The organism is Citrobacter sp. HN-141 (genome assembly GCF_033341895.1).
Lineage (GTDB): Bacteria > Pseudomonadota > Gammaproteobacteria > Enterobacterales > Enterobacteriaceae > Citrobacter.
In genome coordinates, this window is record NZ_JAWPBF010000005.1 from 246089 (window position 1) to 267038 (window position 20950).

Annotated in this window: 21 protein-coding genes; 10 read left to right on the forward strand and 11 right to left on the reverse strand. The window is 50.3% G+C overall.

Features of this window, described 5'->3' with window-relative positions; all coding sequences use genetic code 11:
* Window positions 1-472: 472 nt before the first annotated feature.
* Window positions 473-637 carry a hypothetical protein gene (locus RYZ59_RS08730; protein WP_318046155.1) on the reverse strand — a complete coding sequence of 55 codons (165 nt, stop codon included), beginning with the start codon at window positions 635-637 and terminating at the stop codon, window positions 473-475.
* Window positions 638-1087: 450 nt separating this feature from the next.
* On the opposite strand from RYZ59_RS08730, the gene RYZ59_RS08735 reads away from it, so the two are divergent.
* The gene (locus RYZ59_RS08735; protein WP_318046157.1) at window positions 1088-2014 is read left to right on the forward strand and encodes a diguanylate cyclase; all 927 of its coding nucleotides are present in this window, start codon (window positions 1088-1090) and stop codon (window positions 2012-2014) included.
* 282 nt (window positions 2015-2296) lie between these two features.
* Here RYZ59_RS08735 and mgtS read toward each other — a convergent pair whose 3' ends face one another.
* Window positions 2297-2392 (reverse strand): protein MgtS, encoded by a 96-nt coding sequence (gene mgtS / locus RYZ59_RS08740; RefSeq protein ID WP_003032406.1) that lies wholly within the window; start codon window positions 2390-2392, stop codon window positions 2297-2299.
* 484 nt (window positions 2393-2876) lie between these two features.
* Between mgtS and urtA the strand changes: the two genes are divergently transcribed.
* The 5 genes from urtA to urtE are packed head-to-tail and all read left to right on the forward strand — an operon-like array spanning window position 2877 to window position 8346.
* Window positions 2877-4148: an urea ABC transporter substrate-binding protein gene (gene urtA / locus RYZ59_RS08745; RefSeq protein WP_202038678.1), complete on the forward strand. Its 1272-nt coding sequence runs from the start codon at window positions 2877-2879 to the stop codon at window positions 4146-4148.
* Between the two features lie 45 nt (window positions 4149-4193).
* Window positions 4194-5768 carry an urea ABC transporter permease subunit UrtB gene (gene urtB, locus RYZ59_RS08750; RefSeq protein WP_318046191.1) on the forward strand — a complete coding sequence of 525 codons (1575 nt, stop codon included), beginning with the start codon at window positions 4194-4196 and terminating at the stop codon, window positions 5766-5768.
* Window positions 5768-6841: an urea ABC transporter permease subunit UrtC gene (urtC, locus tag RYZ59_RS08755; RefSeq protein ID WP_318046160.1), complete on the forward strand. Its 1074-nt coding sequence runs from the start codon at window positions 5768-5770 to the stop codon at window positions 6839-6841. The genes urtB and urtC overlap by 1 nt, the downstream gene beginning before the upstream one ends.
* Entirely contained in the window at window positions 6841-7638 is a 798-nt protein-coding gene (gene urtD, locus RYZ59_RS08760; protein ID WP_202038676.1) for an urea ABC transporter ATP-binding protein UrtD, read from the forward strand. Before urtC ends, urtD begins: the two co-directional genes overlap by 1 nt.
* A 9-nt stretch (window positions 7639-7647) precedes the next feature.
* Complete coding sequence (urtE, locus tag RYZ59_RS08765) at window positions 7648-8346, forward strand: urea ABC transporter ATP-binding subunit UrtE (RefSeq protein ID WP_202038675.1); 699 nt, start codon at window positions 7648-7650, stop codon at window positions 8344-8346.
* A gap of 40 nt (window positions 8347-8386) precedes the next feature.
* Here the strand turns inward: urtE and ydeE are convergent, their stop codons facing one another.
* The gene (gene ydeE, locus RYZ59_RS08770) at window positions 8387-9574 is read right to left on the reverse strand and encodes an efflux MFS transporter YdeE (RefSeq protein WP_202038674.1); all 1188 of its coding nucleotides are present in this window, start codon (window positions 9572-9574) and stop codon (window positions 8387-8389) included.
* 198 nt (window positions 9575-9772) lie between these two features.
* On the opposite strand from ydeE, the gene eamA reads away from it, so the two are divergent.
* Window positions 9773-10672: an O-acetylserine/cysteine exporter gene (gene eamA, locus RYZ59_RS08775; RefSeq protein WP_202038673.1), complete on the forward strand. Its 900-nt coding sequence runs from the start codon at window positions 9773-9775 to the stop codon at window positions 10670-10672.
* 29 nt (window positions 10673-10701) lie between these two features.
* Here the strand turns inward: eamA and marB are convergent, their stop codons facing one another.
* Genes marB through marR form a run of 3 tightly spaced genes read right to left on the reverse strand, consistent with a single transcriptional unit; the run spans window position 10702 to window position 11787 of the window.
* Window positions 10702-10920, reverse strand: coding sequence for a multiple antibiotic resistance protein MarB (marB, locus tag RYZ59_RS08780; RefSeq protein WP_005122747.1), 219 nt, complete (start codon window positions 10918-10920; stop codon window positions 10702-10704).
* A gap of 30 nt (window positions 10921-10950) precedes the next feature.
* A complete protein-coding gene (gene marA, locus RYZ59_RS08785) occupies window positions 10951-11334 on the reverse strand; it encodes an MDR efflux pump AcrAB transcriptional activator MarA (protein ID WP_003032424.1) in 384 nt (127 codons plus the stop codon).
* 18 nt (window positions 11335-11352) lie between these two features.
* Window positions 11353-11787 (reverse strand): multiple antibiotic resistance transcriptional regulator MarR, encoded by a 435-nt coding sequence (gene marR, locus RYZ59_RS08790; protein ID WP_137383096.1) that lies wholly within the window; start codon window positions 11785-11787, stop codon window positions 11353-11355.
* 257 nt (window positions 11788-12044) lie between these two features.
* Here marR and RYZ59_RS08795 point away from each other — a divergent pair, with 257 nt between their 5' ends.
* On the forward strand, window positions 12045-12710 hold the full coding sequence (locus RYZ59_RS08795; protein ID WP_137383095.1) for a MarC family NAAT transporter: 666 nt from the start codon (window positions 12045-12047) through the stop codon (window positions 12708-12710).
* Window positions 12711-12744: 34 nt separating this feature from the next.
* Here RYZ59_RS08795 and RYZ59_RS08800 read toward each other — a convergent pair whose 3' ends face one another.
* The 5 genes from RYZ59_RS08800 to RYZ59_RS08820 all read right to left on the reverse strand — a co-directional run bounded on the left by RYZ59_RS08800 (window position 12745) and on the right by RYZ59_RS08820 (window position 18554).
* Complete coding sequence (locus RYZ59_RS08800) at window positions 12745-13941, reverse strand: sugar transporter (protein ID WP_318046164.1); 1197 nt, start codon at window positions 13939-13941, stop codon at window positions 12745-12747.
* 184 nt (window positions 13942-14125) lie between these two features.
* The gene (locus tag RYZ59_RS08805) at window positions 14126-15445 is read right to left on the reverse strand and encodes an MFS transporter (RefSeq protein ID WP_318046165.1); all 1320 of its coding nucleotides are present in this window, start codon (window positions 15443-15445) and stop codon (window positions 14126-14128) included.
* Window positions 15446-15510: 65 nt separating this feature from the next.
* Window positions 15511-16461: a phosphoglycerate dehydrogenase gene (locus RYZ59_RS08810; RefSeq protein ID WP_318046167.1), complete on the reverse strand. Its 951-nt coding sequence runs from the start codon at window positions 16459-16461 to the stop codon at window positions 15511-15513.
* 47 nt (window positions 16462-16508) lie between these two features.
* On the reverse strand, window positions 16509-17393 hold the full coding sequence (locus tag RYZ59_RS08815) for a dihydrodipicolinate synthase family protein (RefSeq protein ID WP_318046168.1): 885 nt from the start codon (window positions 17391-17393) through the stop codon (window positions 16509-16511).
* Between the two features lie 3 nt (window positions 17394-17396).
* Window positions 17397-18554: an iron-containing alcohol dehydrogenase gene (locus RYZ59_RS08820; protein WP_318046169.1), complete on the reverse strand. Its 1158-nt coding sequence runs from the start codon at window positions 18552-18554 to the stop codon at window positions 17397-17399.
* Window positions 18555-18725: 171 nt separating this feature from the next.
* On the opposite strand from RYZ59_RS08820, the gene dtnK reads away from it, so the two are divergent.
* Together dtnK and RYZ59_RS08830 are read left to right on the forward strand one after the other, a co-directional pair.
* Window positions 18726-19970 carry a D-threonate kinase gene (gene dtnK / locus RYZ59_RS08825; RefSeq protein WP_318046170.1) on the forward strand — a complete coding sequence of 415 codons (1245 nt, stop codon included), beginning with the start codon at window positions 18726-18728 and terminating at the stop codon, window positions 19968-19970.
* The gene (locus tag RYZ59_RS08830) at window positions 19963-20949 is read left to right on the forward strand and encodes a D-threonate 4-phosphate dehydrogenase (protein ID WP_318046171.1); all 987 of its coding nucleotides are present in this window, start codon (window positions 19963-19965) and stop codon (window positions 20947-20949) included. Before dtnK ends, RYZ59_RS08830 begins: the two co-directional genes overlap by 8 nt.
* Window position 20950: the final 1 nt, after the last annotated feature.

Consider the following 20950-nt stretch of genomic DNA (forward strand, 5'->3'; position numbering starts at 1 on the left):
CAGAATCCTTTGAAGTTAATCCGTTTTAATCCGTTGGGTGGCGGCATACACGACCCTGCCATATATACAGACCCTAATGTTAAATCGGCAGAATGAGAAATTTCTTTAAAAAAAACGGATTGATAACTGATTATCTACTATGACACATATCTGAAGCGCGAAATCGCGCTCTGCCACTGGGATGATGCGCCCGCTTTATTCTATAAGGATTATATTCGGGTAGGTAAGCTGATTTCAGGTATGGGCGGGCAGATTCTTTACCGCGAAGCTACTCCCATTTAAACGATGCGTTATCTTTGTTGAAAATGATGGTGGCCTGATGCCATTCCTTACCATCAAGGATCATTTCCAGACATTGTGTGGGGTAAAGAAAATCAGCAGGTTGAAATTGTTCATATTCGGATTCAGATGTGAGCATGACGTCATGATTGACGTTGACTATCGAACCCTCAGGATTTTCAGGGTCAGGGGATTATATGCACAATAACCGGGCCTGATAAAAATCATCGGGAAGCCCTTCCAGCATGCAGCCTGTAGCCCATTGAATGAGTTGCTCGTTCGAGTATTGATCGTTCGACTCTTCTGTCTTTTGTTGTGTGGTGATGAGACGGTGAAGGGTTTTGAGAAAAGAAAACATATCATCTCCTGATTGCAGGTCACGCCAACATAGCACCAAATAAACTGAACCGTCAGCAGACGAGAACACAATGTAGCGAATGAAGCAACTATTTTGGGAACATTCCTGGAACCGATGCTGATTAATTGGAAACCATAGCAGTAGTTTCTCTCTACCACCGTCAACGTAATGGTTGATTCTTAATCACATTTCATGCGGTTAATATTATCGTCTTTTTTGCGATTTGACTTAGACGTGTTTTGTTTCATTAAATATAAAATAAGAATAATCACATTCATTCTATTGCATTGATTATAATGGTTATTTTTATTTCAATTTAATTTATTATCATGCGAAGTAATCTTTATTTACTTTCCTTAATATTAATTACTATTAAAAAATTTACATAAATTTTCCTTTTGGGCGCTAAAATACCCATGTCTAAATGTTCATACAGGGAAGGAAACCGTGATGATCAGAAGAACACAGGAAATAGATGCAATTTTAATCGAACTTAACAAATCAATTGATGCTCATTATAAGTGGCTAGTGAAAATGTTCCGCTGTGTGGTGTCATCAGACGTTACTCAGCCTGATATTTCGGGCGATGACTCTCACGTTGTTTGTCAATTTGGCCAGTGGCTCAAAGACCATCCACAGCACGATGATGATGAATGTAGTTATGTCAGCAAGATTAACGCGACTCACGAGAAAATGCATTTGTTAGGCAAGGAATTGCTCTTGGCAATCGTGGAAGAGCGTAGCCATTCATGGCATTTCGACAGTTTCCAGGATGCGTTACTGGCATTTACGTCTGCGGTCATGGACTACAAAATATATTTACTGACTATCCGCAGTAATATTGATGTGTTAACAGGCTTACCTGGCAGAAGAATGCTTGATGAGTCGTTTGACCAGCAGTTACTCGATGCTGAGCCGCTTAACCTGTACATATTGTTGCTGGATATCGACCGTTTTAAACATGTTAATGATACCTACGGGCATCTGGTTGGTGACATAGTATTGCGCAGTCTGGCGTCAAATTTATTATCATGGACGCGATATGATGAGGTTGCTTATCGCTATGGTGGTGAGGAATTTATTGTCATCATCCGCACCAAAACGGACGAGCAGGCCTGCCAGGCAGGGTTGCGTCTTTGTCATCTGATTGGCCAGAAAAAAATCCCTTATCCAGAAGGCGAAATCGGTATAACGGTAACGGCTGGCATTACCAGAGTTCAACAGGGTGAAACGCTGGACAACGGTCTTGGACGTGCTGACAGAGCTATGTATGAAGGGAAACAGACCGGCAGGAATCGCTGCATGTTTATGGATGAAAAAGAGAAAATCACGTTAGTTGGCACCAATGATCAACCGACACCGCTCGTCAGAGCGTGAATTTTATCAGCACAGATCGGTTGTAGTTACGTTTCGTTTAACTTCCATTGTGGTTGTCGATGATATATTAGCCGACTATTCGTTATCTTCGCAGGGAATTGCCAGATAACGTATAAAGCAAAACACAAATCTATCCATGCAAGCATTTACCGCTGGTTTTCCGGCGGTTTTTTTTACCTGTAATTCAGAGAAATGATTCAGGGAAGGGAAGCAGGTAAAAAAATGGCCCCTTGTGCAGTTACGCGACAAGGGGCCGGTTCGGCGCAGGATTATCTCCGTTCATCAATCATCCCATCTGTGACTAAAATACGCGGCCAGGAAACCGGAAAATAAAATAATTCCCAGAACAGCCATAAAAATATTCATATTACCCAGCATAGTAAATGCTCCTTTATCTATGAGTTTCCTCTCTTACCTTAATTTCACCTCGTTAATGACTATAGTAGCAATTCAAACTTAAACAAAGAGTGAACTGTGTAATTATTTCGTCTGAAATGTAAAGTTATGGCTTTTTCTCGTCGAAGAAAATAAATAATAGTGACGGAAATGGCACCCCCATCTGCAAATAATCATAATTTCATCCTGTAATCCTCTGTAGCTGCCGGGTTGTCCGGACACAAGATGTTGCACGTTTATAATGCAACACCGCGTCATGGTGGTTCAATTCTTCTCTCTTAGTGTCATGCCGACGCATTCTTTTTATTTTCGCCTCATTGAAATATTTGTAATCTATTGAATTGTATGCTGTTTTTATATCTGGCACTGTTTTTGCCTTATCCCTTCTGAACACACTTAATTTGCACCGTTTTGTCTGTCCGGCTGCACCGGAGCTTTCAGCAAGTCTACTTTCAGGAGTGAAACTATGCAGCGTCGTACATTATTAAAAGCCTTTGCTCTTTCGGCCTCTGTTGTGGCTATGGGGATGAGTTTTAGCGTTCAGGCTGCCGACACCATTAAAGTTGGCATCATGCATTCGTTGTCCGGGACAATGGCTATTTCTGAAACACCGCTGAAGGATGTGGCGTTGATGACCATTGATGAGATCAACGCCAAAGGCGGTGTACTGGGAAAAAAACTGGAGCCGGTAGTGGTCGATCCGGCATCAAACTGGCCGCTGTTTGCCGAAAAAGCCCGTCAGTTGCTAAGCCAGGACAAAGTGGCGGTGGTTTTGGGTTGCTGGACATCGGTTTCGCGCAAATCTGTACTGCCGGTATTTGAAGAGTTAAACGGCCTGTTGTTCTATCCCGTGCAGTACGAAGGTGAAGAGATGTCACCTAACGTTTTCTATACCGGCGCCGCGCCCAATCAGCAGGCCATTCCGGCGGTTGAGTATCTGATGAGTGAAGACGGTGGCAGTGCAAAACGTTTCTTCCTGCTGGGCACCGACTACGTCTATCCGCGAACAACCAATAAAATTCTCCGTGCCTGGCTGCATTCAAAAGGCGTCGCCGATAAAGACATTGAAGAGGTTTATACCCCGTTTGGCCACAGTGATTACCAGACCATCGTCGCCAGCATCAAAAAATTCTCCGCCGGGGGCAAAACGGCGGTGGTATCTACCATTAATGGCGACTCTAACGTTCCGTTCTATAAAGAGCTGGCAAACCAGGGCCTGAAAGCGACCGATGTTCCGGTCGTTGCGTTCTCTGTTGGAGAAGAGGAGTTGCGCGGTATTGATACCAAACCTCTGGTAGGCAATCTTGCGGCCTGGAACTATTTTGAATCCGTTGATAATGCCACCAATAAGCAATTTATTGCTGATTACCGCGCCTATGCGAAAGCGCACAAACTGCCGAATGCGGATTCTGTGGTCACGAACGATCCGATGGAAGCCACGTATGTTGGCCTGCACATGTGGGCGCAGGCTGTTGAAAAAGCCGGAACGACGGATGTCGATAAAGTTCGCGCAGCCATGGCGGGGCAATCATTCGCTGCACCTTCTGGCTTTACGCTGACAATGGATGCAACGAACCACCACCTGCATAAACCCGTCATGATTGGCGAAATCGAAAGTAACGGTCAGTTTAACGTGGTATGGCAAACGGATGCCCCGGTCCGTGCCCAACCGTGGAGTCCGTATATCGCCGGGAATGATAAAAAATCTGAACAACCCGTCAAAACCGCCAGCAACTGATCTTACGCCCTCCTGTGGGAGGGCCCAATTTTGGAGAACGCTATCATGAAAGCCATGCGCTTTATTCGTGGCGTGTTGTTGCTGACGTGGCTTTTGCCGTGGATAGCGCAGGCAACAGATGCCGATACCTTCGCCGCGGCCAGTCGGACACAGCAGGCGACATTACTGGAACAATGGGCGATTAACCCCGATGTGCAGCGTTTACCTTTGCTGAATGCCCTGAGTGGCGAAAACCTGCTGACCGATGGCGTTAAAAATGCATTCACGATGAACGGTTCGCATGTGCAATCACTGGGGGCGGCCAGCACGCCCAGTGGCGAATTAAAAAAAATCCGCCTGACTAACCGCCTGCGTAATCTGGTGGCTGGCACATTGGCTATTCATCAACTTTTAAGTGACAGTGTCACTTTGAGAGTGGCTGCCGCCCGGACATTACAGCGTGAAGCACTGCCAGACATGTTGCCATTTTTGCAGCACAGGCTAATGCAGGAGACGGATGCTGGCGTGAAATCCGCCCTGGCGGCTGCTCTGGCAAATCTGCAACTGAGCAGTACTTCGCCCGATGTCAGGCGCCAGGCCATCGAATTGCTGGGTGCATCCAATGATCCTGAAACACAGGCGCGATTACAGCCCTTCACCCAGCTGGAACATGAACCCGATGCACGCGTACGCGCTGCCGCCAGTGAAAGCCTGAATACCATCGGGCATCGAATGAAGGTTGGAGAGCTGCTTGGCCAGGCGTTTATGGGATTATCTCTGGGGTCTATTTTATTGCTGGCGGCGCTAGGGCTGGCCATTACCTACGGGCTGCTCGGTGTCATTAATATGGCGCACGGTGAAATGCTGATGCTTGGCGCTTACTGTACCTGGATAGTGCAACAGCTGATGAGCCAGTTTTTCCCGCAGTGGTTAGCCTTTTATCCGCTGATTGCGCTACCGGTTGCCTTCTTGCTGACCGCCACTATTGGAATGCTGCTGGAACGCGGAGTGATCCGCCATTTATACGGACGCCCACTTGAGACGCTACTGGCAACCTGGGGGATTAGCCTGATGCTGATCCAGTTGGTGCGTATGACCTTTGGTGCGCAAAACCTTGAGGTTGCCAACCCGGCATGGCTGTCGGGAGGTATTCAGGTCTATGCCAATCTTATTTTACCCTGGAACCGGATTGTGGTGCTGGGATTTGCCATTCTGGTGCTGTTTTTCACCTGGTTGTTGCTGAATAAAACCCGTCTGGGTATGCGCGTGCGTGCGGTGACGCAAAACCGCAGCATGGCTGACTGCTGCGGTGTTCCCACGGGGCGGGTGGATATGTTGGCGTTTGGTCTGGGGTCGGGCATTGCCGGACTGGGAGGGGTGGCGCTATCGCAGTTGGGCAACGTGGGACCAGAACTGGGGCAAAGCTACATCATTGATTCATTTTTGGTGGTGGTGCTGGGTGGCGTGGGGCAGCTGGCCGGGAGCGTTGCGGCGGCGTTTGGTTTGGGGATTTTCAACAAGATTCTCGAACCGCAGGTTGGGGCCGTCCTCGGCAAAATTATGATTCTGGTGCTGATTATTCTGTTTATTCAAAAACGTCCGCAGGGGCTGTTTGCGCTAAAAGGGAGGGTCATTGACTGATGACGATGCCAATGACATTAACGCTGGCGCGCAAAGCGCCGCGTATTACCTGTGTGCTGGGGCTGGCTTTACTGCTGGCACTGATTATTCTGCCATTTCTCGCGCTGCTGCCTGCGGATCATCCGCTGGCGATATCTGTCTGGACACTGACACTGGTCGGGAAAATTCTCTGTTATGCCATTGTGGCTGTTGCCCTGGATCTGGTGTGGGGATATGCCGGAATGCTGTCGCTGGGCCACGGTATTTTCTTTGCACTGGGCGGTTATGCGATGGGGATGTACCTGATGCGCCAGGCATCTGGTGAAGGGGTGCCCGCGTTTATGTCGTTCCTGTCGTGGACTGAACTTCCGTGGTTCTGGTGGGGAACGCAGCATTTTCTTTGGGCGATGGTGCTGATTGTTATGGTGCCTGGTTTACTGGCGTTGGTGTTTGGCTGGTTTGCCTTCCGCTCAAAAATCAAAGGTGTCTACTTTTCCATCATGACGCAGGCGCTGACCTTTGCCGGCATGCTGCTGTTCTTCCGTAACGAAACCGGGTTTGGCGGTAATAACGGATTTACCGGTTTTACCACTATTCTGGGATTTTCGGTGACGGCGACCACGACGCGTATCGCGTTGTTCCTGGCGACCGTTGTGCTGCTGATTCTGGCGCTGTGGATCGGGTGGGCGCTGGCTCGCAGTAAATTTGGCCGTATTTTGACCGCCGTTCGTGACGCTGAAAATCGGTTGATGTTCTGCGGGTATGACCCAAAGGGCTTCAAACTCCTGGTGTGGACGCTCTCCGCCGTCCTGTGCGGGCTGGCGGGGGCGCTGTATGTTCCGCAGGTGGGCATCATTAACCCCAGTGAAATGTCACCCACCAACTCAATTGAAGCCGCGATTTGGGTCGCACTGGGGGGGCGCGGTACGTTGATTGGCCCGGTGTTTGGCGCAGTGCTGGTGAACGGCGCTAAAAGCTGGTTTACCGTCATCATGCCGGAATACTGGCAACTGTTTCTCGGCCTGATTTTTATTGGCGTTACGCTGTTTTTGCCTCGCGGCGTGACTGGTCTGTTTCGCAAGGGAGACAAATAATGCAGCCAGATGAAGGGCTTTTTACCCGCCAGATGCCGGGCGATCGTTTTCGCAATCAAACCGATCCGGTGCTCCAACTGGAAAAAATAAACGTTAACTTTGATGGTTTCCAGGCGCTAACGGATTTGACGCTCAATATTGGGGTGGGAGAGTTACGCTGCGTTATTGGACCCAATGGCGCAGGAAAAACCACCCTGATGGATGTCATCACCGGTAAAACGAAGCCGCAAAGTGGGCAGGCGATTTACGATCAATCCATTGATTTAACATCACTCGACGCTATCGCCATTGCTCGCCAGGGCATTGGTCGCAAATTTCAGAAACCGACCGTATTTGAAGCGCTGACGGTGGAAGAAAACCTCGAGTTGGCGATGAAAAATGATAAATCCGTTTGGGGTTCCTTACGCGCGTGTTTATCGGGAGAACAGCGGGATCGCATCGATGACATGTTGACGCTGTTGCGACTGAGTAACGAACGCGCCCGTCGTGCCGGACGCCTTTCCCATGGACAGAAACAATTTCTGGAGATTGGTATGTTGCTGGTGCAGGAGCCGCATTTGCTGCTCCTGGATGAACCGGCGGCCGGGATGACGGATGCCGAGACGGAATACAGCGCTGAACTGTTTCGCCAGCTTGCCGGAAAACATTCTCTGATGGTGGTTGAGCACGATATGGGGTTTGTTGAAAGCATTGCTGATCACGTCACGGTATTGCACCAGGGGCGGGTACTGGCCGAGGGGAGCCTGCGCGATGTTCAGTCCAACGAGCAGGTGATTGAAGTGTATCTCGGACGCTAAGGAGTGCTGATGCTACAGGTAAATGAACTAAATCAATACTATGGCGGCAGCCATATCCTGCGCGGCGTGAGTTTTGAGGCGCGTATCGGTGAAGTAACATGTCTGCTGGGGCGTAATGGGGTTGGCAAAACGACACTGCTGAAGTGCTTGATGGGGCTGATTCCAACCCGCAGCGGCAGCGTTATCTGGCAGGGTAAAAACATGACTCACCGTAAGCCACATCAACGGGTGCAGGCGGGGGTAGCGTATGTGCCGCAGGGGCGCGACATTTTTCCTCGCCTGACGGTGGAAGAGAATCTGTTGCTGGGACTCTCCCGATTTTCAGCACAACAGGCAAAACGTGTACCGGATGAAATTTATGCGTTGTTTCCGGTATTACAGGAGATGAAATACCGACGGGGCGGTGATTTGTCGGGTGGGCAACAGCAGCAGTTAGCTATTGGCCGGGCGCTGGCCAGTCGCCCGCAGTTGTTGATCCTCGATGAACCAACAGAGGGGATCCAGCCTTCGGTGATTAAGGAGATTGGCCTGGTTATCAGCCAACTGGCCCATCGTGGTGATATGGCCATATTGCTGGTGGAGCAGTTTTATGACTTTGCCGAACAGCTTGCGGACAAATACCTGTTAATGTCGCGAGGAAACATTATTCAACGCGGATCTGGTGAAAACATGGCAGCAGAAGGTGTGCGTGGGTTGGTTGCTATCTGAATCAGGCGACAGCGGCGTTTTGTCACTGTCGCCGTAATGTTCAGCAGACTGCCGGCTGGCTCCAGGGTTTGGCGCGCATGCCTTTTATCATTAACGCCCAGGCAAGGACAATCGCCACCATTAGTGCGACAAACAGCGACCAGGGGGGCAGCGTGGTCAGGATGACTCCACTGACTAATGGGTTGACCGCCGCGCCAAGCCAGCCCAGTGACTGGGCGGAAAAATAACTGGCTTTCATGCCTGCCGGCGCGATGTTGTCGATCAGCATGTATTCACCCGGTGCATAGATGACTTCGCCAATGGTGAAAAAGGCGGCTGAAATCCCCCAGAACAGCAGGCTGTTGCCAGAGAAGGTAAAACCGACCAGACCGATAACAAAAAACAGTGTACCTGCAGCCATCAGTGGGCGGATGTTTGCAGACGTCAGTCTGCGTCCGACAGCATATTGCAGCGATACCACAATTGCCGCGTTGACGGGCAGAACGACTGCCACCACCTTCTCAGCAAAATCACCATCGGCAACCACCATCACGTACTGAGAAATACAGGATGCAAATGCACCACCGACAAACGAGGCCAGAAAAGCAGACAACGTAAACCAGCATAATGCTTTATCGCGCAGCAAAACCGAGGGTGACCATACTGTCGCGTTCAAACCTTCAGAAGGGATAGCGGAGCGCTTTACCCATGTCTGGATAAACACCAGCGGGAAGGCTGAACATATGGCCGCCAACCAGAACGGCAGGTTAATGCTTTGCATAACCAGTAGCGTGCCCAACGGCGGGCCAACGGTCCAGCCGATGTTCAGCACGGTGTAGTTCAGTGAGAAAATCTTTGTTTTATTGGTGGCTGAGAGGTTATCGGCAAACCAGGCTTTCAGCACGGTGGCAAACACGGAGTAGGCACAGTTGATCAGCGCGAAGAGCAGAACTACCACCACCACGTTATGCACCAGAGGAATCGCGATAAAGCCGGAAGCAAAGCCCGCGATCGCCAGCAGCATAAAGCGTTTTTTTTCAAATTTATCGGCCAGGATGCCGAATCCAAGACTGAAAACGACGCCAATAGTCAGTGCTACTGTCATTGCATAACCGATCAGATCGACACCCAGGCCATACTGACGACTGAGGTAAATCGTCATGAATGGTAGCGTGGCTCCGCGTCCAATGGTTAATAGTAATGATGACGCGAGTAATGCAAGGGTCGACCTTCTCAGCGAGATATTCATTTTTTTGCCCGACAGTGCATGTTGTTATGTTTTTTTTAGATATCAGAAACAAATAGCATGCTAAAAGTGTGATGTACACTCAATAAGTTGTCTGAAAATGCCCTGTGTGGCCTACCTGAATTAATGATCTGTTACGGTACAACGATTTCCGTTACCTTAACTTGTTTACAAAAATTTAATATTTGCAGGGGCGGTGGTATGTCGCGTAAAGATGGGTTGTTGGCGTTACTGGTTGTCGTGGTATGGGGGCTTAACTTTGTCGTCATCAAAGTGGGCTTGCACAATATGCCGCCGTTGATGCTGGCAGGCTTGCGCTTTTTACTGGTGGCGTTTCCTGCGATCTTTTTTGTTGCCCGCCCGAAGATCCCGCTTTCGCTGTTACTTGGCTATGGCCTGACCATCAGCTTCGGTCAGTTCGCTTTTCTGTTCAGCGCCATCAAATTTGGGATGCCTGCCGGTCTGGCATCGCTGGTTTTACAAGCGCAAGCGTTTTTCACCATCGTGCTCGGGGCGTTCGCCTTTGGCGAGCGTTTGCAGGGGAAGCAACTGGTCGGTATCGCGCTGGCGGTGTTTGGTGTACTGGTATTGATTGAGGCGAGTCTCAATGGACAACATGTCGGTATGCTTGGCTTTATGCTGACGCTGGCGGCGGCACTGAGTTGGGCGTGCGGCAATATCTTTAATAAGAAAATTATGCAGCATACTTCGCGTCCAGCGGTCATGTCGCTGGTGGTGTGGAGCGCATTAATTCCTGTCGTTCCGTTTTTTCTGGCATCGGCATTGCTTGATGGCCCAACGCAAATCGTGCAGAGCCTTGTGGCAATCGATATGACTACCATCCTGTCACTGGTGTATCTGGCCTTTGTGGCGACTATTGTGGGCTATGGCATTTGGGGTTCTCTGCTGGGACGCTATGAAACCTGGCGTGTTGCGCCACTGTCGTTGCTGGTACCCGTGGTGGGGCTGGCCAGTGCCGCCGTGCTGCTGGATGAAACGTTAACCGGGCTGCAACTGATTGGTGCGTTGTTGATCATGGCGGGGTTGTATATCAATGTGTTCGGTTTTCGACTGCGCAAGATTGCACAGGCGAGGGGCTAAAAAAAGCCCCGCAGTGACGGGGCAAAAAATTACAGGCTGTGCATATTGTAATAAGGCACACCTAATTCATCGGATTTATCGCTGCCGGCACCCATATGATTAAAATCGAACGGAGACTGATCGTGCGCAGGGGGCATAATCATCGCGTCGCGATTATTTTGCGTTGTCGGTTGCGGGGTCTGTTCCGCCATGCTCTGGCCCGATACAACAAGCAGCAGGGCCAGCATCGCATAAGACAGAAGTTTCATGATTTCCTCGGTTACGTCGTTAACTGGCGATTAGCAATTGCATTGATTGAGTGGTAGCAAATACCGGGATTCGCCGTGCATATTCGTCATCCGATATTTATGCGGCGGTACATCAAAATAGTTCTTGAATGTCCGGGTCAGCGTTTGCTGAGACTCAAAACCGTAACGCTCTGCAAGATAGAGGATCGGTTCGTTACTCTCTTTCAATTTTTGCGCTATTTCAGTCATTTTACGGCTACGGATGTATTGACCTAATGAATGGCCGGTTTCTTTTTTGAACATCCGCTGCAGGTGCCATTTGGAGTAACCTGAACGCTCAGACACTTTTTCCAGCGAGAGTGGCGATTCAAGGTTATTTTCGATCCAGTCCAAAATGCTATGAATAGTGATTGTGTCAGTATTGCGTCTGGACATCGTCATACCTCTTTCTGTTTACGGCAGGATTCTCTTAAGCAAATGCTCAAGTGTTGCTACTTCTTCCGCCGTTAAGTTTTTTGTTAGTTCCTGGTGCAGGTCTTGCCCTACTAATTGATGACACTGCTCGCAAATTGCTGCGCCGTCTTCGGTGAGTTTCACCAGCACGCCGCGCTTGTCATGTGGATTCGGAAGCCTTTCTATCCAGCCTTTACAGGCCAGTCTGTCCAGCATCCGTGTCAGGGCGCCAAGATCGACAGACAGCACTTTTTTCAATTCGACAGGGGTAATGCACACCGCGCAACGGATGGAGCAGAGCACCTTAAACTGCGATGCCGTGATATCCAGCGGTGACAAATAGTCGTTTAATAAACGATCTTTTTTCTGATTAACCATGTAGATCAAACGACCCAGTGGGATGATTTCATTGAACAGATCACTGGTGCTTTTCACAATGGTTGCCCTGGCAAGTAGTTAGTCACGGCTGATATTATTGCTTAGGCAAATATAAGTCAAATGAATGAGTCTCCGCATGCCACGTTTTGCTAAATCATCAGGCCCGGCGAATGGTTCATCTATTTTTAACGTTTTGATAATTCTGGTTTATCCGCCAGGATGAAAAATGAATCCTTACATCGCTAAAATGGCTTATCTCAGCGATTTCACCTTATACTTGCCGTTGACGATTAACGCACAGGAAAGATGACATTATGATGGACTTGTTTAAAGCGATAGGACTGGGGCTGGTAGTCCTGTTACCGTTAGCCAACCCGTTAACCACCGTGGCGTTGTTTCTTGGGTTAGCCGGCAACATGAACAGCGCAGAGCGTAACCGTCAGTCATTAATGGCGTCTGTTTACGTGTTTGCCATCATGATGGTTGCGTACTACGCCGGGCAACTGGTGATGAATACTTTCGGGATTTCGATTCCCGGATTGCGTATTGCGGGCGGGTTAATCGTTGCGTTTATCGGCTTTCGTATGTTGTTCCCTCAGCAGAAAGCGCATGAGTCTCCGGAAGCGAGAAGCAAATCCGAAGAACTGGAAGACGAACCGACGGCTAATATTGCCTTTGTTCCGCTGGCAATGCCGAGTACTGCCGGCCCGGGGACGATTGCAATGATTATCAGTTCGGCCTCTACCGTACGTCACGGCTCCGAATTCCCGGACTGGGTGATCATGGTTGCGCCACCCATTATTTTTGCCGTCGTCGGGATTATCTTGTGGGGATGTCTGCGCAGTTCTGGCGGAATTATGCGGCTGGTGGGGAAAGGCGGGATCGAAGCTATTTCCCGTCTGATGGGCTTCCTGCTGGTGTGTATGGGTGTGCAGTTTATTATTAACGGCGTGTTGGAAATCATCCAAACCTACCATTAAACAACGGGCCCGGTATGTCTACCGGGCTCTTATCTTATTGCTGCTGTGGTTGTTCTTCCAGCGTTACCGGCCATTTGCGGAAGATAATCACTGACCAGATCAGCGCGGCAACGGCGGGGAGTGCACCGACGTAACCAATCGTCGACATCGACCAGTGCAGGCTTACCTGATTTCCCACCAGCGCCCCCGCGCCAATACCAATATTAAAGATACCGGAGAACAGCGCCATCGCGACGTCAGTGGCATCCGGAGCCAGCGCCAGTACTTTCACCTGCATACCCAGCCCGATCACCATAATGGCAATGCCCCAGAAAATACTCAGGATCGCAAGGTGCATTTCGCTATCAGCAGCAGGCAGTAGCAGTACCAGGCACAGGGTCAACAGGGCGATAGCCGCGCTTATCAACACCGAGGCATACTGATTACCCAGCTTGCCAAAAATAACGCTGCCAATAATACCCGCGCCACCGAGAACCAGAAGCAGCATGGTAGCAAAGTTAGCGCTCAGCCCAGCGACCGTCTGGACAAACGGTTCGATATAGCTGTAAGCCGTGTAGTGTGCGGTCACCACTATCACCGTTAACAAATACAAACTCATCAGCGCAGGGCGACGGAACAGCAGTGGCAGGCTTTTTAATGAGCCTGAATGCTCGCTTGGCAGCTTAGGCAATAGCTTAATCAGGCAAAGAAGCGTGATTAACGCCCCCATACCGATGACAAAGAAGGTGGTACGCCAGCCAAAATATTGCCCAACAATACGCCCGATAGGCAGGCCTAATACCATCGCCAGCGCGGTACCGGTGGCAATCAGGCTCAACGCCTGTGCGCGTTTCCCGGCAGGAGCCATGCGAATAGCCAGTGACGCGGTAATTGACCAGAAGATAGCATGGGCAAAGGCAATCCCTATGCGACTCATGACCAGTACAGTGAAGTTCCATGCCAGGAAAGAGAGAACATGGCTGGCTATGAACACCACAAACAGGCAGATCAGAAGCTTACGTCGTTCCATCTGGCTGGTGAGCAGCATAAATGGCAGCGACATCAGGGCCACCACCCAGGCGTAGATCGTCAACATGATCCCAACCTGCGCGGTTTGCATATTAAAGCTTTGCGCGATGTCGGACAGCAAACCGACCGGGACAAACTCAGTGGTATTGAAAATAAAACCGGCAATAGCAAGCGTAACTACCCGTAGCCACGCGATCTTGCGGGAAACAGTGTTTGTTGTCATATGTATAAATCGGGTTAGCTGCAAAAAGGAGAGGTGGCGATCTTAAAACGTTTACTGGTGAAAATACAATCATTTCGTGATTTAGATCACGCTGCTTTGCGGATGATAACGGGGTGTGTTACGAGGAAAAATAAAGCCGGTCAGCACGACTGACTGACCGGAGAATACCGTCGCCAGAGCGAGTTTAGTGCTGCTGCGCTTCTTTCATGCACAACGCTTCATGCTCTCTATCGATGATTGGCTCAACTTTGCCCATCAAAAATAGATAGTTCAAAATTCCCAGAACCACCAGTGCGGCAGAGAACACCAGCGCCCAGGTAAAGGAGCCAGTGGCTGCCACAATGGCACCGGTAATAATGGGTCCTACCGCGCCCCCCATGTTGGAGACAGTATTCTGTAACCCTGCAACAATCGATACGCTGTTTTTAGGCGCAACGTCACCCGGTAGTGCCCAGACCTGCGAGGCGGCAACCGTGGTGCCTGATTTCGCCACACACAGTAAAAACACGGTCATAAATACGGAATCAGTGAAAGGGGCAAAACCAATACATAAAGCCATTAACAGACCGATTGTCAGGAATAATTTTCTTGTGGCGGTCAGCGACAGGACCCGCTTATGTACCATACGGTCAGAGGCCCAGCCGGCAAAGACTTCTATCACCATCCCACATAATAATGGCAGGGCGGCAACCATCCCCATTTTGATAAAATCCATTCCTTTGTCTTTTACCAGATAAGTGGGCAGCCAGGTAATAAAGAAATAGGATGTATAGTTGATGGTAAAGAAACCGATACACATTGCCCAAATATTCCGGTAGCGCAACAGTTTATACCAACGCATCGGTAATACGGATTTGTCGCCGTGTTTTTGCTTTTGCCCTTCGCGAATATGTTTAATTTCGCTTGTACTGATCCTTTTGTGGTCTTCCGGGTTTTCTGTATAAATAAAATACCAGGCAATGACCCAAAAAACGCCTACGCCACCAATAATCAGAAATGTCATCCGCCAGTCAAACTGGTAGATCATCCAGACAATAAGCGGCATCGCGACGGCACCACCAAATTTAGAGGCACTGTCAAACAATCCTGAGACGGTGGCTCTCTCCCGATCCGGGAACCAACGCGCAGCGATCCCTGCATTGCTTGGATAGGCGGCTGCTTCACCGACGCCCAGAGCCAGTCTCAATGCGAGTAGAGATTTAAATCCAGTGGCTAAACCCATCATTGAGGTGGCGATTGACCACCACGCGACGGCAAAGCCCAGACCTTTTTTCTGACCAAAGCGGTCTGCAAACCAACCTGCCGGTATTTGCAGTAAGGAATATGACCAGAAGAATGCCGCCATAATAAACCCCATCATTTCAGGATCGAGTTTTAGCTCATCAATGAGGTGAGGTGCTGCAGCAGATAATACCGTCCGGTCAATATAGTTAATTGCAATAGCAAGCCACATTAATCCCGCAATCCACCAGCGAATTCGGGATTTTTCTGCAAAATTATTCATATATCTGGCCCATGGTAGATGTTCATTTTTATTATTGTGGGAAGAGTAGGGTTATCTCCACAATGTTATAATCCGTTCATGATATTTTGAGGCTTACGCTGATGAATGACATGTTCAATGATGTTATAAACACATTGCTCGCCGATATTGCTGATCGCGCCCTCGGTATATCCTGCAATATGTGCCGTAGGAATAAAATTATCGAGCGCAAATAAGGGATGTGAATTGCACGGCTCTTGTAGAAAGACATCGGCGGCAGCGCCCTTAATGACGCCCTGTGTCAGAGCCAGAAAGAGATCCTCTTCATTAACGACACCACCGCGTGAAACGTTAATGAGGTAACTACTGCTCTTCATTTTTTTTATCTGTGCTAAATCAAAGAGATCTGTGGTTTCTGGCGTCAGCGGAGTGTGTAACGTGATGAAATCACTTTGTTCTGTTAGTTCATCGAGCGACACGTATTCAATGTGATTATCTGCAGCGAACAGTGCATCCTGCCATGCGTCGTGAGCCAGTACGCGCATATTAAAGCCGCGGGCTCGCAGTGCAACCTGTTTACCGATGTTACCTAACCCAATAATGCCAATCGTTTTTCCATATACATCGGAGGCGAAGATCCGTGGCCAGTTTCCTGTGCGGGTTTGTTCAATCGCGTAGGGGAGCTGACGTGCACAGTTAAGGATCAGGGAAAACGCAAAGTCTGCGACGGCATGCTTATTGGCATCCGGCACATTGGTAACAAAAGTACCTTTTTCACGCGTGGCGTCGAGGTCGATATTATCGACGCCCACGCCGTGTTTGCAGACTATTTTCAGATTCGGTGCCGCCGCGATTAGTCCGGCATTAACATCGGTAAACGCGACGATCATTGCCACTGTCTGTTTCAGATGAGGCGCAAGTGCTTCTAAACCGGCATCTGCAGGTAGCATGATTAATTCAAGTCCTGCGTCGTTAAGCCGTTTGATCGGCTGCTGATCGTATTTGGCAAATGAAGGTGATGTACAGATGACGTTCATAACACAATCCTGTTAGTTAAGCGGCGTTGCCGCCGCTGTAAAAATGTCTATCGCAAATAGTTATTGATAATTTGCTGAATCTGGCGTTCCTGATGCGCATCAAACGTGACAGCGTAACGACTTGCGCCCACGTCATGGCCCATGATTTGTAATGCTTTTTTTACCACAGCCGGAGAGAAGGCCACTTTATAGAGATCGGTGCGCAGACCCGTGACGCTCTCCTGAGCCTGATGCGACCCGGCAACGTCACCGGCGTTAAAGCGAGACCAGATCGCGTTGATTTCTTGTGGTGCGACGTTAGCCAGCCCCGAAATACAAGCAGAACAGCCATCAACAAACCCCTGGTGAATGAGTGAATCTGGACCATTCAGCACATCAAATCCCTCGATATCTTTAACTGCGTCCAGGAAGCCGCTAAGACTTTCATAACTGCCGGCACTGTCTTTGATCCCGATAATGTTCGGGTGTGCCGCCAGCACTCTGGCTGTTTGAGGCTCAATGGTGTTTCCCGTCCGCGCCGGAATGTTATAGAGAAATACCGGGACGGAGAGCGCATCGGCAATCGCGGTGTAATGGGCAATGAGCTCAGGCTGTTTTAGAGGAACAAAGTACGGGGTAATGACCGACACCGCATCGACACCCAGCTTTTCTATCTGTTTGCCCAAGCGGATGGTTTCACGGGTAGATATTTCGCCAATGTGTGCCACTACATGTGCCCGACCCGCCACTTCCTCTACACAGGTCCGCGTGACGGCGATTTTTTCATCTTCGTTAAGTACAAAGAATTCGCCGTTGGTCCCGCCGCAGAAAATACCGTTTCCGGCGTTTAACTGGCGGTTTACCTGGTTTCTCAGTTCTTTAAGGTTAAGCCCGCCGTCGTGGTCGAACGGGGTAACGATTGCCGTCAGTACTCCTCGGATTTTGCTACTCATTATTCACTCCTTTGTCATCAGTTCTGGAAACAGAGTTTGATAAATGGCCTGAATATCCTCATGACTCACCTCGCAGGGAGCATTATTCATCAGGCGTTTTACGTTCAGCGCGGCATCGGCCAGTGCGGGAATATCAGTAGACGGTACACCAAGCGTTGCCAGGTTATCGGGCAGGTTCAGGCGTTTCACCAGTGTGGAGAAGTACTCCACCAGGGCGCAGGATTTTTCTTCGGCACTGAGTGTGAGGTCAGCGTCAGGCAGCAGATCCCATACCAGGGCAAACTTGTCGACCACAAAAGGGCGAATCACTTTCATGCAGGGTGCTAACAGAATGGCGTTAGCGACGCCATGAGGGAGATGGTATCGACCGCCAAGCGGGTAAGAGAGCGCGTGAACCAGGTGAGTACCGGCATGATTAATCGCCACACCGCCGTAATACGATGCCCACAGCATCTCCAGTTTGGCCAGCAGGTTTTCCGGCTCATTGACGGAGGTTTCGATATGGTTGAGTAGCTTACGCAGGCCAATGAGCGCCGCGTTATCGCTTACCGGATTGGCGACGGTAGCGGTAAAGCATTCAATCAGATGACATAACGCGTCAATTCCAGTGGACGAGGCAATATGCGCCGGCATGCTGGTGGTGAGTTCTGGCAACAGGGCCACGAAATCCGGTAACAGCACGGGAGAGATGATACCGACCTTAGTGTTTTGCTCCGGGATAGCCAGAATGGCATTCGGGGTTGCTTCAGACCCCGTACCTGCCGTGGCGGGGATCAGCACAGAAGCAACGCGTTGCAGCGGTTTTTCTCCCGCCAGCATGGCGTCGAGCGTCGGAGATTCAGGATGGCATAAGACGGAGAGCAGTTTCGCCACATCCAGTACGCTGCCTCCGCCGATACCGATAACCATTTCTACGTTGAGATCTTGTACGTTTTTTAATAGTGCGCTGACATCGTGATGCCCGGGTTCTGCAGGCACATTGTCAATCAGAGCCACATGACGTCCATCGTTGGCCAGCAAGTTGCGGATCTGTGTTACCGCGTCCAGCCCGACAATATTGCTATCCGTCACCAGTAACAGCTGGCGTTTCCCCGCCAGTAACGGCTCCAGTGCGAGGATGGCATTCGAACCGCTAATCACGGTGCTATTGATTGTTGCCACAACATTCTCCTGTTGTTCGAGTGATTGAATTCGCTCACTGAGATTCAGGAACGATTGCATCATGGGCTAAATTTATAATTTATCTCGGAACCGAATAACTTGAGCTTGCTCACATTTAATCAAATGTGATTGAATATAATCATTATCAGCATACAACAACCCGGAGCATGGATGAGTAGACAGGTAGCAAGGCCACAGGTACTGGTGATTGCCGACGACTTTACTGGTGGTAATGATGCGGGGGTAAGTCTGGCGCTGACGGGTATGACGGTGAATGTCGCTTTCACATTGCCCTGTGCCGATGATGCAGATGTGCTGGTCATCAACACGGACAGTCGTGCGCTGGAGGCAGGGCAGGCCGCCGCCAGAGTAAGTGAGTTGGCTCTTGCCAGTCAGGCAGGTCCCCAGACGCGGTGGCTCAAGAAAATGGATTCAACATTGCGCGGAAACCCAGGGGCCGAACTGGACGCGTTAATGCGGATTACAGGTAAAAAGCGGGCCATCGTGGCACTGGCTTGCCCCTCAGCCGGGCGTATCACCGAGCAGGGGCAGTGCCTCGTTAACGGTATTCCCGTAACGCAGACTGAATTTGCCAGCGATCCGAAAACGCCGGTTATTAGCGCCGATATCTGTGAGGTGTTACAGGCGCAAACCGCCATTGCGTGTCGGGCTATGTCTCTGAGCGACTATCTGCAGCGCCTCAGAGAGCCTGTTGCGAAAACGCCACAAATCTGGGTGGTAGATGCCCGCACGCAGACCGATCTTGATGTCATTGCTACGGAAGCGCTGATGCAGGAGGAACCGCCGCTGCTGGTAGGGTCTGCTGGGATCTGTGACGCGCTGGCCCGCCATGTCCGGGCACCGTCCTCACAGTGTTTACTGGCGGTAGTGGGCTCAATGAGTGAAATCGCTCAACAGCAGATTGCTGCAGTGTGTCAGGACCCGCGGGTGGAGACTGTATTCATTGATATCGAAAATATCTTCAGTGGCAGCCTGACAGAGTATGTGCAGCGTATCGCCAGGGTTCTCATCTCAGGTAAACACTGCATCGTTCACACCTGTCCCGACAGCGAAGCACGCCATCATATTCCAATGCTGTGTGCGCACCTGCAGATGAGTCGCGCACAGCTCGGTGAAACAATTTGCCAGTTTCTTGGACAGCTTACCCGCCAGGTGCTGCACGAAGTCTCACCTGGCGCGCTGTATCTTTCCGGCGGTGATGTCGCGATGGCGATCGCCGATGCGCTGGAGGCAACAGGATTCCGTATTACCGACCGTGTGGCCCAGTGTGTACCGTACGGTCATCTTGCCGGTAGCTACTGGCAACGCCCGGTTATGACAAAAGCAGGGGGATTCGGTGACGAAACCACTCTACGTCAGGTTTTGAATTATATCGAGGAGAAAATGAGTGAATAACACGATAGCGGTAACCATGGGCGACCCGGCAGGTATTGGACCGGAGATCATTATTAAATCGTTGGTGGAGGGAGAGTTGTCTGGCGCGCCGGTCGTGGTTGTGGGGTGTGCACAAACGCTGAGGCGCATCCAGGCATTAAACGTCACGCCGCCTGCGGAACTCCGGGTGATTGATAACGTCACCCAGGCACAATTCGCCCCCGGGGTTATCAATGTAATTGATGAACCCCTTGCCGATCCTGCTGCGCTTGAACCGGGCGTGGTCCAGGCACAGGCTGGCGATCTGGCATACCGCTGTATTAAGCGCGCCACCGCGCTGGCGCTCAGCGGGGGAGTGAAAGCCATTGCCACGGCGCCGCTGAATAAAGAAGCACTGCACATGGCGGGACATCATTATCCCGGCCATACCGAATTACTGGCGCAACTGACGAACAGCAAAGACTACGCGATGGTGCTGTATACCGAACAGCTTAAGGTGATCCATGTCACCACGCATATTGCACTGCGTAAATTCCTTGATACGCTCAGTGAACAGCGTGTGAAAACAGTCATTCAGGTCGCAGATGATTTCCTGCGTCGTGTCGGGTTTGATAATCCACGTATTGCGGTAGCAGGTGTTAATCCCCATGCCGGGGAAAACGGTCTGTTTGGTGATGAAGAGATGACCATAGTTGGCCCAGCGGTACAGGCTATGCGGGAGCAGGGGCTGAATGTCACCGGACCTTGCCCACCGGATACTGTCTTTATGCAGTGCCACGAAGGTATGTATGACATGGTGGTGGCGATGTATCACGATCAGGGCCATATTCCGCTAAAATTGCTGGGATTCTATGATGGGGTGAATATCACCGCCGGATTGCCATTTATTCGCACTTCTGCAGACCACGGCACGGCGTTTGATATTGCCTGGACAGGTAAAGCCAAGTCTGAGAGCATGGCCGTGTCCATCCAGTTAGCAATGCAAATTACGCGGGATTAAA

What these genes read in the sequence shown, in the direction of transcription:
- marA (WP_003032424.1), bottom strand. Translation starts at nt 11,334, where the DNA reads ATGTCCAGACGCAATACTGACACAATCACTATTCATAGCATTTTGGAC.
- RYZ59_RS08735 (WP_318046157.1), top strand. Translation starts at nt 1,088, where the DNA reads ATGATCAGAAGAACACAGGAAATAGATGCAATTTTAATCGAACTTAAC.
- RYZ59_RS08810 (WP_318046167.1), bottom strand. Translation starts at nt 16,461, where the DNA reads ATGAACGTCATCTGTACATCACCTTCATTTGCCAAATACGATCAGCAG.
- marB (WP_005122747.1), bottom strand. Translation starts at nt 10,920, where the DNA reads ATGAAACTTCTGTCTTATGCGATGCTGGCCCTGCTGCTTGTTGTATCG.
- ydeE (WP_202038674.1), bottom strand. Translation starts at nt 9,574, where the DNA reads ATGAATATCTCGCTGAGAAGGTCGACCCTTGCATTACTCGCGTCATCA.
- RYZ59_RS08800 (WP_318046164.1), bottom strand. Translation starts at nt 13,941, where the DNA reads ATGACAACAAACACTGTTTCCCGCAAGATCGCGTGGCTACGGGTAGTT.
- RYZ59_RS08805 (WP_318046165.1), bottom strand. Translation starts at nt 15,445, where the DNA reads ATGAATAATTTTGCAGAAAAATCCCGAATTCGCTGGTGGATTGCGGGA.
- urtB (WP_318046191.1), top strand. Translation starts at nt 4,194, where the DNA reads ATGAAAGCCATGCGCTTTATTCGTGGCGTGTTGTTGCTGACGTGGCTT.
- RYZ59_RS08815 (WP_318046168.1), bottom strand. Translation starts at nt 17,393, where the DNA reads ATGAGTAGCAAAATCCGAGGAGTACTGACGGCAATCGTTACCCCGTTC.
- urtA (WP_202038678.1), top strand. Translation starts at nt 2,877, where the DNA reads ATGCAGCGTCGTACATTATTAAAAGCCTTTGCTCTTTCGGCCTCTGTT.
- urtD (WP_202038676.1), top strand. Translation starts at nt 6,841, where the DNA reads ATGCAGCCAGATGAAGGGCTTTTTACCCGCCAGATGCCGGGCGATCGT.
- RYZ59_RS08795 (WP_137383095.1), top strand. Translation starts at nt 12,045, where the DNA reads ATGATGGACTTGTTTAAAGCGATAGGACTGGGGCTGGTAGTCCTGTTA.
- eamA (WP_202038673.1), top strand. Translation starts at nt 9,773, where the DNA reads ATGTCGCGTAAAGATGGGTTGTTGGCGTTACTGGTTGTCGTGGTATGG.
- dtnK (WP_318046170.1), top strand. Translation starts at nt 18,726, where the DNA reads ATGAGTAGACAGGTAGCAAGGCCACAGGTACTGGTGATTGCCGACGAC.
- RYZ59_RS08730 (WP_318046155.1), bottom strand. Translation starts at nt 637, where the DNA reads ATGTTTTCTTTTCTCAAAACCCTTCACCGTCTCATCACCACACAACAA.
- urtC (WP_318046160.1), top strand. Translation starts at nt 5,768, where the DNA reads ATGACGATGCCAATGACATTAACGCTGGCGCGCAAAGCGCCGCGTATT.
- urtE (WP_202038675.1), top strand. Translation starts at nt 7,648, where the DNA reads ATGCTACAGGTAAATGAACTAAATCAATACTATGGCGGCAGCCATATC.
- mgtS (WP_003032406.1), bottom strand. Translation starts at nt 2,392, where the DNA reads ATGCTGGGTAATATGAATATTTTTATGGCTGTTCTGGGAATTATTTTA.